General features: G+C 34.2%; 12 protein-coding genes. 9 read left to right on the top strand and 3 right to left on the bottom strand.

All coding sequences use genetic code 11. From position 1 onward, the window contains the following. The first annotated feature begins 32 nt into the window (after positions 1-32). A complete protein-coding gene (locus V7024_RS22655; RefSeq protein WP_335524190.1) occupies positions 33-458 on the top strand; it encodes a hypothetical protein in 426 nt (141 codons plus the stop codon). An 884-nt stretch (positions 459-1,342) separates the two neighbouring features. Here the strand turns inward: V7024_RS22655 and V7024_RS22650 are convergent. Then, positions 1,343-1,855: a preprotein translocase gene (locus V7024_RS22650; RefSeq protein WP_335524188.1), complete on the bottom strand. Its 513-nt coding sequence runs from the start codon at positions 1,853-1,855 to the stop codon at positions 1,343-1,345. A 485-nt stretch (positions 1,856-2,340) separates the two neighbouring features. Between V7024_RS22650 and V7024_RS22645 the strand changes: the two genes are divergently transcribed. Continuing rightward, positions 2,341-3,156, top strand: coding sequence for an MBL fold metallo-hydrolase (locus V7024_RS22645; protein ID WP_335524187.1), 816 nt, complete (start codon positions 2,341-2,343; stop codon positions 3,154-3,156). A gap of 59 nt (positions 3,157-3,215) precedes the next feature. Here the strand turns inward: V7024_RS22645 and V7024_RS22640 are convergent, their stop codons facing one another. Further along, positions 3,216-3,863, bottom strand: coding sequence for a cupin domain-containing protein (locus V7024_RS22640; RefSeq protein ID WP_335524185.1), 648 nt, complete (start codon positions 3,861-3,863; stop codon positions 3,216-3,218). A gap of 484 nt (positions 3,864-4,347) precedes the next feature. Between V7024_RS22640 and V7024_RS22635 the strand changes: the two genes are divergently transcribed. The 7 genes from V7024_RS22635 to V7024_RS22605 all read left to right on the top strand — a co-directional run bounded on the left by V7024_RS22635 (position 4,348) and on the right by V7024_RS22605 (position 13,124). Continuing rightward, positions 4,348-4,656: a DUF4870 domain-containing protein gene (locus tag V7024_RS22635; RefSeq protein WP_090911549.1), complete on the top strand. Its 309-nt coding sequence runs from the start codon at positions 4,348-4,350 to the stop codon at positions 4,654-4,656. A 509-nt stretch (positions 4,657-5,165) separates the two neighbouring features. Next, positions 5,166-6,284 carry a citrate synthase gene (gene mmgD, locus V7024_RS22630; protein WP_335524182.1) on the top strand — a complete coding sequence of 373 codons (1,119 nt, stop codon included), beginning with the start codon at positions 5,166-5,168 and terminating at the stop codon, positions 6,282-6,284. A gap of 98 nt (positions 6,285-6,382) precedes the next feature. Next, the gene (gene prpD, locus V7024_RS22625) at positions 6,383-7,819 is read left to right on the top strand and encodes a 2-methylcitrate dehydratase (protein ID WP_335524180.1); all 1,437 of its coding nucleotides are present in this window, start codon (positions 6,383-6,385) and stop codon (positions 7,817-7,819) included. 17 nt (positions 7,820-7,836) lie between these two features. Further along, the gene (gene prpB, locus V7024_RS22620) at positions 7,837-8,745 is read left to right on the top strand and encodes a methylisocitrate lyase (protein ID WP_335524179.1); all 909 of its coding nucleotides are present in this window, start codon (positions 7,837-7,839) and stop codon (positions 8,743-8,745) included. Between the two features lie 211 nt (positions 8,746-8,956). Then, complete coding sequence (locus V7024_RS22615) at positions 8,957-10,675, top strand: acyl-CoA dehydrogenase family protein (protein ID WP_335524177.1); 1,719 nt, start codon at positions 8,957-8,959, stop codon at positions 10,673-10,675. 16 nt (positions 10,676-10,691) lie between these two features. Beyond that, positions 10,692-11,582, top strand: a complete 891-nt coding sequence (locus V7024_RS22610; protein ID WP_335524175.1) for an NAD(P)-dependent oxidoreductase — start codon at positions 10,692-10,694, stop codon at positions 11,580-11,582. Positions 11,583-11,663: 81 nt separating this feature from the next. Next, on the top strand, positions 11,664-13,124 hold the full coding sequence (locus tag V7024_RS22605) for a CoA-acylating methylmalonate-semialdehyde dehydrogenase (RefSeq protein ID WP_335524173.1): 1,461 nt from the start codon (positions 11,664-11,666) through the stop codon (positions 13,122-13,124). 82 nt (positions 13,125-13,206) lie between these two features. Here the strand turns inward: V7024_RS22605 and V7024_RS22600 are convergent, their stop codons facing one another. Next, positions 13,207-14,259, bottom strand: coding sequence for an enoyl-CoA hydratase/isomerase family protein (locus V7024_RS22600; protein WP_335524171.1), 1,053 nt, complete (start codon positions 14,257-14,259; stop codon positions 13,207-13,209). Positions 14,260-14,661: the final 402 nt, after the last annotated feature.

The following is a 14,661-nucleotide window of genomic DNA, read 5'->3' as shown; positions in this document are numbered from 1 at the left end:
TTTAATGATATTACAGAAAGTGGGGAATGAAAATGAGAAAATTATGTAAAGATATTCAAATAATTATTAGATTGATTGTAATTCTAGCAATTGTTACGTTGATTGCTGTATTATCTAATACACTTGGAAACATAACAATGTTAACAGAAATGGTTCAAGAAACAGCGGAATTAGGAGTGAGTATAAATATAGGCTTAATTGCAATATCTATTGCATGTATGTCTTTTCAAAACTATGAAATAAGGAAAAGGAATAAAAATCTGTATTTAAATTATCTATCATTAATGCTTGTAATGTTATTATTCTTGTTAACAATCTTTTTATTCCCTTATTTACCGACTAAATCCAGTATAACTCTTTACTATATTGCTTTTATAATTTACTTTGTTTTTGGGATAACTTTGCTTGTGCTTTCTTTAAAAGGAACATATGAAGTTATTAAGAAGACTTTTGAATGAGCATTTTAATCGCCAGCTGTTCTTTCTAATCGTGATGGACTGTTCCATTCAACAAGTAATTCCTCAAGTATGAGCACCTATATTTTCCTCCTCCATAGCATTGGCTTTAGGCCGAATAAAAGAGGGGATGATACGATAAGAAGATAATAGAGTATAGATATTATGAAGGATACAGATGGGGAATAGATTTGGAATTAGAGAGATGCTTCGGTAAAGCAAACCAAGAGAAGTCAGTAATTGCTCAACCGAGGAGATGGAATTTTCTTCGATTTATCTTCAGTAAGGGAAATGAAGTAAAGATTAGAATTGCCAATGAGAGAAAGGACGAGTAAAAATAAAAATTCGAGAACTAACAGCGAGATTAAAATTTGTTTAAGTGGAATAAAGGATTGGAAGAATTTAATTTAAAATAATCTTGAGAATTGGTATCTAATCCTACAGTGTTTACATTCTCGGTGTGTGAAAAAGCCCTCATATTACAGAATCCAATAAATGTTGTTAAACTGACCTTTGTGAAATTTTTCATTTTCTCTTTTCTTCTTTTTTAACTTTGGACTCCGCTGTATAGCAGAGTCTTTTTTGATAAAAAAAGACACTCGTAGGAGTGTCACCAACTATCTTATTGCTTCCGAGGTTTGAAAAGGGAAGTAATGAAAAAGAAACCTTTTTCAATTTCAATTTAACATGTATAGAATATACAGTAAATTGAGAAACATTATCCAAAAAATTCAGTATAGATATTTTTCACTATTGGTATAGAGGAAATGAAAAGAAATACAAAGCTTACTTAGCTAATTTGATATTACATTGAGGAATATATGGACATAACAAAAAGGACACATTATAAGCGTCCTTTTTGTTGATACAAGATGTGTTTTGAATTTTTATAAACTCAATTTTACAATAGTCAATTCCACAGCATTTACACCATTATCACAAGTTATAATGCTTTGATTATTAAAGAAACTATTGTTTTTTAGTTCAAGTATCGAATTAGCTGGTACGGATATAATCGCTTCTCCAGTAAGTTGATGGCACCCTGTTGACTCTCTATCTCGAATTTCAATCGTAAAATCAGCTTGAGCATTTGCAATATGTTTGCTGTTTAAGAATATAGAGATTACAGGTATGTGAGGAAATACAGGATTTAAAGTCGTGTTAATTGATGAAATGAAAGAAACGCGATAATCTCCTGCTTGCTTAATGCTGATAGTTGTAGGAGATAGTAAAGAAATTCCCCCAGCAGTTGGGCCTGTCTGATTAAAAGGAAAAGAAGCTTCAAAAGGAACTGTTATGAAATTTGTTTGCCAAAAGTTACCGTAAGCTGTAGCTATAGGCTCAGGTAGAGGAAAGAAACATTGGTACGGGATAGGTACTTGATTATTGTTATCACCCATTTTTACACCTTCTTTACTTATAAAATTAACTTACGCTATATAACATATGATTAAATTGATGTATATGTATGAGTAAATGAACTATACAAAAAAATATATGCAAAATTGTACTACAGTCTCTATATTAAATTTAATAGAAATACAAAATTATATCTTGTTGTTATATTTAAAGACATACGGTTGAAGTAGAAAAGTAGTATGAAAAGAGGAAAAATATATTGAATGAAACAGCTTATAATGTATCCTTATGAAAAAAGGAGAACCAAGTTATACTGCATATACTTAGAAAGTGATAAAACGAAGAGGATTTCAAAAAATTAAATAGTGGGAAATAAATTTCGTAGTCTACAAACAAAAAGAATGATATTCTTTTTGTATAGTTTTTGTAAAAAATTCCTTTTTGTTTTATTAATTTTTACTTTGGAGATATGTAGCTAAATCTCATCAAAGTAAAAGGGGAAAATCTAAAACGGAGGCATAAGACTATGATTCAATATAAAGATAATTTCATAACGATCTTTCAAAGTGCTATTTATCAAACCAATTCAGTTGTTGTAGAAACAGATAAATCGGTATTAGTAGTAGATCCGACTTGGCTACCGAATGAAGTAGATGAAATTCAGGACTATGTATATAAAAATAAAAAAGATAAAGACCTTTACTTACTTTTTACACATTCCGATTTTGATCATATTTTAGGTTATGGTGCGTTTTCGCATGCTAAAGTAATTGCAAGCGAAAAATTAAAAGATTGCCCGGATAAGCAATCAATTATCAATAGTATTCAAGACTTTGACGATTCTTATTACATAACAAGGAAGTATGAAGTAAAGTTTCCAAATGTAGATATTTCTATTAGCAAAGAATATGAGGAATTAGAAATAGGAGATATAAAATTTCATTTTTATCAAGCCCCAGGTCATACTGGTGATGGCATTATTACAGTTCTCGAGCCACTCGGTATTGTAATAGCTGGTGACTACTTATCAAATCTAGAATTTCCTTATATTTATCATAACAGTGATGACTATTTATCAACTTTAACAAAATTCGAATCTATAATAGAGAAATATGACATTAGCCTCCTAATACCAGGACATGGAGAATTTACAAAAGAAAAAACAGAGATGAAAAAGCGAATATCTGAGTCAGTTAATTATATTTTACAAACTAAACAGTTACTTTTAGAAGACAAACAGGAAGAAACATACGACCTTATCAAAAAATATAGTTATCCAAAAACAATGAAAAAATTTCATGATTATAACCTTACTTTGTTAAAAAAGGAGCTCGACCTGTAACATACTAAGTCATATAAAAAGAAACCCAATCAAGGGTATTCTTTTGGTTGGTTGTTATGTTAATATCCCCAATATTGAAATGGAAATTGATGTTGTTGGTAATAATATGGTGAATGCTGTGCGTGCATTTGTTTTTGATTAGGGATATGATGAAATGCATTTCGACTTTCACTTGGATTGCAGCCTTTAGGAGGACCAATTACAGTAGTAGATTGAATAGGAGATACTGCTTGTTTCCACTGTTGTTCATCGAGACAATACGTATGGGCTATAATATTTGCGGGTGTTAATCGTAAAATATCTGATCCAAAAGTAACTTCTGGAGTAGGGGCATTAAAAATGGCTAATAAATGTGTGTTGTCTACAGTGGCGATTTCATAATGCCACCAAGCTTGTGGTATATTGACAACTTGACCTGGTTTTATAGGGAAACTCAAAATTTGGTTTGTAAAGGGATTAAGCAAAGAAACGACAGCTGCACCAGAAATACAATAAACGAGTTCAGCCGCATTTTGATGTATATGAGGCTCTATAATATTTCCCGCACTTAAAAAAATGTCGAGTAAAGATGTATTATTTAATGTATTTAACTGTTTAATCCCTAGTACATTTATATAATTTTGCGCATCTTTTGTAAAGAAGTTAGTTCTACTTACATCTTGAGTGAATTGGATAGACGGAGAAGTATAATCTACAGGAGAAGTCATTTCATTTTCCTACCTTCCTGATTCGAAGTTGGTTTCGGTATCTGGAATAGGATATGAGTCTATCCCCATTGTTGTGCAGTTGTTTATATTGCTGTAAGGGGAAAAAGATATCTGCTCTTTCGTTTACTAAAGAGCAGATATGGTGGTATAGCAGCTTTTATGGAGCTTAAATGTAAAATATCAAAAAACTTAAACGAATGTACTAAGTAAATATTTCCATATGCATACCGCGAAAGAAGATGTTATGTTTTGAAGAATTTGTTAAGGAGAAAATAGTTGAAAGATGTTTATTTTGAATGAACATAATATATAGGGAATTGTGGGCATATTACCTTTTAGTTTAATAAATATTTAAGAATCAGGTAAATAAGTAGAACTTTTGAATGAGTACAAATCAGCCTCGAGTCTCATGCACATGCTATTGGATATTATATAAAATATTACATAACAAAGAAAAAATACAGAGAAAAGAGGTGAGTTTTAAATGGAGCATAAAGGACTGAAAATATTCATTCACGCTAGTACTTGGTTTGCGCCTGTATTAGTTCCTTTTATTATATTTCTTGTGAGTTCAGATCGAGAAATTAAAAATTTATCATTACAAGCAGTCATATTTCATTTTGTCATAGGCGTACTAATTGGTATTTCAGCATTTTTCTCTTGGGTACTAATTGGAATTCCATTTTTAATTATTTTTGGACTTATGGCTTTAATTACACCAATTATTGGTATTGTCCGTGCGTTGAATGATCGATCTTTTCAATATCCGATTGTTGGATCGTGGCTGAAATAAACTAATATAAAATGTCTGAAAAGGATAGCAGATTGCTATTCTTTTTTTTTAGAAATTATAATAAAAAAATAAATCGTTTATATATCCAAAGATAAAATAAATTGTAATTTTCTAAACAGTCTGATATATTTGAGTAGAAAATGAAATGAGTGTAAAACGGGCGAAGATAAATCGTTTGTTTTGCATATCATAGTCTGCGCGGGGAGAAGGTGCTAATTTACGAAGATACGTTATAGTAACAGTTTCTTTGGAAGATCTTTTTATTGTCGTAATCATTAACAAATATGAAGCTTATGAGAGATTCTTTGTTTGGAACATTTTCTTACAATCTCAATCCTTTCAAAAGTATCATTATTAACAATCTAAACATAGAAAAACCTTGTACGCTGCTAACCTCATATTCTTTGCGAGAAGTTAAAATAGAGAATGGTGAGGGAAATATTTTGTGCAATCTTGGAAAGGCTTACAGAAGGGTAAACGAAGATCTATTTGGATTGGAGGAAAACAAAATGGGAGCTGAAGAAAAATATTTTCCAGGACTTGAAGGGGTAATTGCAGCAGAGACGAAGATTTCTTTTCTTGATACAAAAAAAGGAGAAATCGTTATTCAAGGGTATGACCTGATTGAGTTATCTAAAACGAAAAGCTATTTAGATATTGTTCATCTTTTATTAGAGGAGAAACTTCCTAATTCAGATGAAAAAGCGGCATTGGAAGAAACGTTAAAGTCTGAATATGAGGTTCCGAGTGGAATTTTTGATGTTTTAAAAGCATTGCCAAAACAAACGCATCCAATGGATGGATTGCGTACAGGAATTTCGGCACTATCTGGTTATGACAATGAAATTGATGATCGCTCATTAGATGTAAATAAAAAGCGTGCTTATAAATTGTTAAGTAAGGTGCCGAATATAGTAGCTAATAGCTATCGAATTTTAAATAATGAAGAACCAGTTGAACCGATTCAAGAATTATCTTATAGTGCGAACTTCTTCCGTATGCTAACGGGTAAAAAGCCTTCTGAATTAGAAGAAAAAATATTTGACCGATCACTCGTTCTATATAGTGAACATGAGATGCCTAACTCTACTTTTACGGCTAGAGTAATTGCGTCGACACAATCAGACTTGTATGGTGCCTTAACCGGAGCAGTTGCTTCTTTAAAAGGTAATTTACATGGAGGCGCAAATGAGGCAGTGATGTATATGCTACTTGAAGCAGGTACTGCCGGAAAATTTGAAGAATTACTGCAAAAGAAACTGTATAACAAAGAAAAAATCATGGGATTTGGACATCGCGTCTACATGAAGAAGATAGATCCAAGAGCGCTTATGATGAAAGAAGCATTAAAACAGTTATGTGATGTGAAAGGCGATTATACATTATATGAAATGTGTGAAGCTGGAGAAAAAATTATGGAGAAGGAAAAAGGAATCTATCCAAACCTAGATTATTATGCTGCTCCAGTCTATTGGATGTTAGGTATTCCAATTCAACTATATACACCAATCTTTTTCAGTTCAAGAACGGTAGGCTTATGTGCGCATGTGATTGAGCAACATACAAATAATCGATTGTTCCGCCCGCGTGTAAATTATATCGGCGAGCGACATGTGCTTAGCAAATAAAAACAACTGGGGAGTTGTTAAGGCCGCCCGCCAGATGAGTGTTTGACCGACACCCATTCTTAATAATAACGAATTTTCGATAGAAAGGGAAGGATAGCGTGATTAAAACAAATGAAATTAAACAAAAAGATGCAATTTTAGAAGAGATTACGGATTATGTATTAAATAATGAGATTACAAGCTCAGAAGCATTCAGTACAGCACGCTATGTGCTACTTGATACACTTGGATGTGGGATTTTAGCACTGCAATATCCAGAGTGTACAAAATTACTAGGACCTGTCGTACCAGGAACTGTTGTGCCAAATGGTACACGTGTGCCGGGAACATCATTTGTGCTTGATCCAGTACGCGGTGCCTTTAATATTGGATGTATGATTCGGTGGTTAGATTATAATGATACGTGGCTTGCGGCTGAATGGGGACATCCGTCTGATAATTTAGGTGGCATTTTAGCTGTTGCAGATTATGTGAGCCGCGTTCGTATTTCAGAAGGAAAAGAACCATTAAAAGTAAGAGATGTACTTGAAATGATGATTAAAGCGCATGAAATCCAAGGTGTACTTGCATTGGAAAATAGTTTAAACCGCGTTGGTCTTGACCATGTGTTATACGTAAAAGTAGCGACAACAGCAGTTGTTACTAAAATGCTTGGTGGCACACGTGAAGAAATCTTTAATGCATTGTCTCATGCATGGATTGATAACTCTAGTCTTCGTACATATCGTCATGCTCCAAATACAGGTTCACGTAAGTCATGGGCAGCTGGGGATGCAACAAGTCGTGGTGTTCATCTTGCACTTACTGCATTAAAAGGTGAAATGGGTTACCCAACAGCATTATCTGCACCAGGATGGGGATTCCAAGATGTATTGTTTAACAAGCAAGAACTAAAATTAGCAAGACCTTTAGATTCTTATGTAATGGAAAATGTATTGTTTAAAGTATCATATCCAGCAGAATTTCATGCTCAAACAGCTGCAGAATGTGCAGTGAAATTACATCCAGAAGTGAAAGAACGATTAGATGAAATTGACCGTATTACAATTACGACACATGAATCAGCAGTTCGTATTATTGATAAAGAGGGTCCATTAAATAACCCAGCTGACCGCGATCATTGCTTGCAATACATTACTGCAATCGGTTTATTAAAAGGTGACATTGTTGCAGATGATTATGAGGATGAAGTAGCTTCTGACCGTCGCGTAGATGAATTACGAAATAAGATGGTTGTTGTTGAAAATAAACAATACAGTTTAGATTACCTTAATCCGAACAAGCGCTCAATCGCCAACGCTGTTCAGATTCATTTTAAAGATGGTACAGTAACAGAAAATGTAGAATGTGAATATCCATTAGGTCACCGTTTCCGTAGAGACGAAGCGATTCCAAAGGTTGTTCAAAAGTTCTCTGCAAATATGTCTGTTCATTACTCTAATAAACAACAAGAAAAAATTCATGAGGCTTGTTTGAATGAAGGGAAATTAGAAAATATGAATGTAAATGAATTTGTAGATCTTTTCTTAATTTAAGTATAGGGGGAATAAGAATGGCTTGGGTTGTAAATAAACAGTCAACACAAGAAGAACTTGCCAATCGATTCCGAACTTTAGTAGAAGCACCTGAAATTTTGCAAATTCCTGGTGCACATGATGCGATGGCTGCTCTTGTTGCAAAAAACATTGGATTTTCAGCTCTTTATTTATCAGGAGCTGCTTATACAGCAAGTAAGGGTTTACCAGATTTAGGCATTGTAACATCTACTGAAGTGGCTGAAAGAGCAAGAGATCTTGTTAGAGCAACGGATTTACCTCTTCTTGTCGATATTGATACAGGGTTTGGTGGAGTATTAAATGTAGCAAGAACTGCTGTAGAAATGATGGAAGCAAATGTAGCTGCTGTTCAAATCGAAGATCAGCAACTCCCTAAAAAATGTGGACATCTAAATGGCAAAAAACTTGTTTCTATTGAAGAAATGCAACAAAAAATTAAAGTTATAAAAGAAGTAGCACCATCAATGGTAGTTGTAGCTCGTACGGATGCTCGTGCTGTTGAAGGATTAGATGCATCGATTGAGCGAGCAATTGCTTACATAGAAGCGGGTGCGGATGCTATTTTCCCAGAAGCTTTGCAGTCAGAAGAAGAGTTTCGTTTATTTACAAAAAAAGTAACGGTACCTTTACTTGCTAATATGACTGAATTCGGGAAAACACCGTATTATACTGCCGAGGAATACGCTAATATCGGTTATCAAATGGTCATATATCCAGTGACTTCTCTTCGCGTAGCAGCAAAAGCTTATGAGCGTATTTTTCAGCTTATAAAAGAAGAAGGGTCGCAAAAAGAAGGACTTGCTGATATGCAAACAAGAAGTGAATTATATGAAACTATTTCTTATCATGACTTTGAGGAGTTAGATAAGGGAATTGCAAAAACAATTTTATCTGATGGGCAATAGATGAGAGAAAAAAGCGATGATACACATCTTTAGCAAAAACACCTGCTTGATGTAAGAGAAATCATCGCTTTTTTTGTTATATTAATGGAGCTCTATATTCTTTTTTTACTCTATGTTATCCATTTCTTTAGTGTCACCAATTGAACGTTTCTTCTAAATATTGAGACGCAGAGAGTGCAAATGAGAGAAGGAAATAGTTAGGAGGATGAGAATGAAGAAAGCAGAACCGCAATGGGATAATTTTTTTTCACAATACAATAAAACATGGAGTGATATCGTTACTCCTGAAGATTTTAATGATGAGGATCACCTTATATCAAAAACAACTGAACAATTTGTGAAGCAAGAGGTTATCCCTCACCTGCAATCTATTGAACAGTACGATTATAATGTTACACGTAAGTTATTTGAGAAGGCAGGAGAGCTAGGTTTACTCAGTATAGAAGTTCCAGAAGAATACGGTGGACTCGATTTAGGAAAAAAAGTGTCCGGAATTGTTGCAGAAAAAATGGGATTCGGAGGAGCTTTTAGTGTTTCTTTTAATATCCATGCCGGTGTAGGGACATTGCCATACGTCTATTTCGGAACTGAGGAGCAAAAGGAGAAATATTTGCCGAAACTTGCATCAGGAGAGTGGATAGGCGCTTATGCGTTAACAGAACCTAATGCCGGTTCAGATGCACTTAATGCGAAAACAAGTGCTGTGTTGAATGAAGAAGGAACAGAGTGGTTGCTAAACGGAGAAAAACAATGGATTACAAATGCTCATCTTGCTGATGTTTATGTTGTTTTTGCGAAAACAAATAAAGGAATGACAGCCTTTATTATCGAAAGAACATGTAAGGGTGTAACTGTTGGTTTGGAAGAGAAAAAGATGGGAATTAAAGGATCTTCAACAGCAACTCTCATTTTAGAAGATGTATCGGTGCCAAGTACAAATGTATTAGGTGAAGTTGGAAAAGGGCATCACGTTGCTTTAAATATATTAAATATGGCACGTTTGAAATTAGCTTTTGCCAATATTGGAACGGCAAAACAAGCGATTCAATTAGCTGTAAATTATGGGGAAGAACGCAAACAGTTTGATACAGCATTAGTTGATTTTACAATGATTCAAGAGAAAATTGCAAATATGGTTATTTTTACATATGGAGCAGAAAGTGCTGCGTATCGTACGTCAGGTGAATTAGATGGCGCACTACTTTCGGAACAAGAACATAATGATATCGTCAAAACGATGTCAAATTATGTGATGGAGTGTGCGATTAATAAAGTAAATTGTTCAGAAGTACTTGGTGAAATTGTCGATGAAGCTGTGCAAATTCACGGTGGGTATGGGTATATGCAAGAATATGAAGTAGAACGCCTATATCGTGATGCGAGAATTAGTCGTATTTTTGAAGGAACAAATGAAATCAACCGCTTAACAATTGCGAAAATGGCACTAAAGAAATTTAGACAAAATGAATCCTTGGCGAACGAACCACCGAAAGAAGAAAGCGCAGAAAGAAATTCCCGATATATCCAGTTGTCAAAACATTTACTGAACCAATCTTTGAAAACGCTATCTTACTCTTCTAATCTCAAACTTGACCAAGAACAAGAATATTTACGTATATTAGCTAACATGCTAAAAGAGTTATATGTGATGGAATCTGCTTTTTTACGTACACAAAAAGCTTTAGAGCGAAATGGTGAGGAAAAGGAACAGATAAAACAGTTAGTAACAGATGTAATTTGTGAAGAAGGCTATCGTCAAATGGAGTCTGATGCAATATCTATTCTTTCAAGTGCTCAGCGAGATGAAAATAAGAGACGAGTGTTATTAGAGGAAATTCGTCATCAATCTATACCTCTTTACACAAATTTATTTATGAAAAAACGAGAAATTGCTAAAGCAATTATAAAGCGCTCTCGATACTTCATTTAATAGGGAGGAAAGCTATATGAAAAAGATTGGTTTCATAGGTTTGGGAAATATGGGTCTTCCAATGTCTAAAAATTTAATCACTGCAAACTTCATTGTGTGTGGAGTAGATTTAAATAAAGAAGCCGAAAATTCATTTCAACAAGCAGGAGGAATTGTTGGCCTTTCTATTCCTCAATTAGCGGAAAGTTGTGAGATGATCTTAACAAGCTTACCTTCGTCTCGTGCAGTAGAAACAGTGTACTTAGGAGAAGATGGACTTATTAATAAAAGTCATCCAGGCATAATTTTAATTGATACAAGTACAGTTGCACCGCAGCTTAATATGAAAATTGCGGAAGCGGCTAAGCGTAAAGGAATTGACTTTTTAGCAGCACCAGTTAGCGGTGGGGTTATTGGAGCGGTAAATCGAACACTTACTTTTATGGTTGGTGGCCAGAAAGAAGTATATGAGCAATCTTTACCAGTATTGGATGCATTGGGAGAAAATATCTTTCATGTAAGTGAAAAAATCGATAGTGGTACGATGGTGAAACTCATTAATAACTTACTCATTGGTTTTTATACAGCGGGAGTAAGTGAAGCGCTTAGTTTAGCGAAACATAGCAATATGGATTTAGAAAAACTATTTGATATATTAAATGTTAGTTATGGACAAAGTCGTATTTATGAACGCAATTATAAAAGTTTTATCGCAACTGAAAACTACGAACCAGGTTTCACTGTCAATCTATTGAAAAAAGATTTAGGGTTTGCATTAGATTTGGCAAAGGAGAACAACTTAGAATTGCCAGTTAGTAAAATGTTGCTGGAGCAGTATGAAGAAGCAGGAAAAGATGGATTTGGAGAGAAAGATATGGCTGTTCTGTATAAAAAAGTGAACGAACAAAAAATTTCAACTAACGAGTAAGAAGAATAAACCCTTAAAATTCGGAATAATCAATCTACTAATCGAGAGATAGATATTATATAAGAAATGGAGAGAATAAAAATGATTATAACAGATGTAAAAAAAATGAAAAATCATATTAATGGAGAATGGGTTGATTCTACTGGTACAGAGATTGAAACGGTCCCCAATCCTGCAAATGGAAAAGTAATTGCATATGTTCCACTTTCCACAAAAGCCGATGTAGATAAAGCGGTGGAGGCAGCAAAATGTGCTTATGAAACATGGTCACAAGTGCCAGTTCCGAACCGAACAAGATTTTTATATAAATATGTACAACTTTTACAAGAGCATAAGGACGAGTTAGCTCAAATTATTACATTAGAGAATGGGAAAACGTTAAAGGATGCTAGCGGCGAAGTGCAACGCGGAATAGAGGCTGTGGAGCTTGCTACATCTACACCGAACTTAATGATGGGACAAGCACTGCCAAATATTGCAGGAGGAATTGATGGTTCCATTTGGCGTTATCCGCTTGGTGTGGTTGCTGGGATTACACCGTTTAATTTTCCAATGATGATTCCGCTTTGGATGTTCCCACTTGCGATTGCTTGCGGAAATACATTCGTCTTGAAAACATCAGAGCGAACGCCTTTACTAGGAGCGAAACTTGTTGAATTATTTTATGAAGCAGGGTTTCCTAAAGGTGTTTTAAACTTAGTACACGGTGGTAAAGAAGTTGTAAATAGTGTACTTGAGAATGTGGACATTCAAGCTGTTTCATTTGTTGGTTCTGAACCAGTTGCTAAATATGTTTATCAAACTGGTACTGCTAATGGAAAACGCGTTCAAGCATTGGCGGGTGCGAAAAACCATGCGATTGTTATGCCAGATTGTGACCTTGAAAAAACAATTCAAGGCGTAGTTGGTGCAGCGTTTGCTAGTAGCGGAGAACGTTGTATGGCTTGTTCTGTTGTTGCGGTTGTAGATGAAATTGCAGATCAATTTATTGATGTGCTCGTTTCTGAAACACGTAAGTTAAAAGTAGGAGACGGCCTTTATGAAGAAAACTTTGTTGGACCACTAATTCGTGAAGTTCATAAAGAGCGCGTTATTGGCTATATTAATAGCGGCGTATCCGAAGGTGCTACATTATTAGTGGATGGTCGTAATATAAAAGAAGACGTTGAAGAAGGGTATTATGTAGGCGCAACAATTTTTGATCATGTACAACCAGATATGAAAATTTGGCAAGATGAAATATTTGCACCTGTTTTAAGTATTGTGAGAGTGAAAGACCTTGAAGAGGGAATTCAGCTTACAAATAAATCTAAATTTGCAAATGGTGCCGTCATTTATACTTCAAGTGGGAAACATGCTCAAATTTTCCGCGATAAAATTGATGCTGGCATGATTGGTATAAATGTTAACGTTCCAGCTCCAATGGCATTTTTCGCATTTGCAGGAAATAAAGCTTCTTTCTACGGTGACCTAGGTACAAATGGAAAAGATGGTGTGCAATTTTATACACGTAAAAAAGTAGTGACAGAACGCTGGTTTTAAGGGGAATGTAAAAAAGTGTCCATTGTATTGGACACTTTTTTATTGGAAAAATGTTTAATGCTAGAAATTCAATTTGCTATTATTAGCTTCTTATAAGATGGAAAAAGTTATTTACAACTTCGTCTGAAACATCTTCTAAATGTTTATATTTATATTGTGGATTCTGGTCCTTATCAATGACAACAGAACGTATTCCTTCGAAAAAGTCTTCATGTTTCAGAAAATTTTTAGCGAGCACAAGATCAGTAGCAAAGCACTCTTCTAATGTTTTTTCTTTTCCATCAATAAATTGTTTTAAAGTTATTTTTAAAGAGAAAGGTGATTTTGACAACATTGTTTCTTTTGTTTGAGTTGCAAAAGGGCTCGCATCTTTTTCTAAAGAATGGATAATTTCTTCGATAGCATGAAAAGAAAAGTGTTTATTAATCTCTGTTTGGAATGATGAAAGTTCACTTTCGGTAACAGGAACTTCTGAATAATCATTGATTAGCTCTGTTAATGCTGTATGTATGTCTTTTGTATGCCAATCTATTTGTTCAATGTGATTAAGAAAGGCATTTAATTTTTCACTAGAGATATAAAAATCAGCAGCATTGATATATAGTACATCAGGTGCTTTAATGACAGAAGCTGTTAATGCTAAGTAACGTCCGATATAGGCCGGCGCTTTATTTAAGAAATAAGCAGATCCGACATCAGGGAAAAAACCGATATTCATTTCTGGCATAGCCCACTTTGTTCGCTCAGTTACAATTCTATGACTAGCTCCGTAAGTAAGTCCAACACCTCCGCCCATAACAAAGCCATCTAAACAAGCAACAATTGGTTTAGAAAATTTATAAACGAGCATATCTAATTGGAATTCATCTTCAAAAAATTGCTCCGCTTTTTGCATGGCAGAGTCATGTAAACGAGCTTCGTAAAGAGTCTTAATGTCACCGCCGGCACAAAGTCCTTTCGTACCTGCGCCTTTTATAATGACAAGATGAATTTGATTATCCATTTCCCATTTTTTCAATTTTTGCGTTATTGGTCCTATCATTTCATAAGAAATGGAGTTTAATGCTTTTGGGCGATTTAACGTAATAGTAGCTACGCCATTTTTGTTAACTGAAAATAGAACTTGATCAGTCATAGTATATCCTCCTCTATCATTCTCTGTTTGTTTTCACAAGTTGTGTCAGTGTCTAGGAAAATAGACTTTTTGTAAAAAGACAGAGAAAGTGCATTTTTATATATAAACTTCTTGTTTTTTTTCTTTAATCCTGCAATATCACATGTCTTTCTTTGTTTTAAAATGAAGAGCAAATGAATATACTGTAGAAAATAGACATGATCTTTACTTGTAATGCATTTTTTTGTGTTTTTTGGAGAAAGAGGGAAATATTCTTTATATTAATGAATAAAGAGTAAAAGTGCCGCATATTTTGGCGAGATATTTTGGAAGGATTTTATAAAAGAAAAAGGAATATAAATCTTCTAACGATTAATTGATATGATTTGCAAAAGTTATTATAAAACATATGATTTGTAATTT

The sequence above is a fragment of the Bacillus sp. JJ864 genome, from assembly GCF_036963045.1.
In the GTDB taxonomy this organism is placed as follows: domain Bacteria; phylum Bacillota; class Bacilli; order Bacillales; family Bacillaceae_G; genus Bacillus_A; species Bacillus_A pseudomycoides_C.
This window is presented reverse-complemented; position numbering and strand designations above follow the sequence as displayed.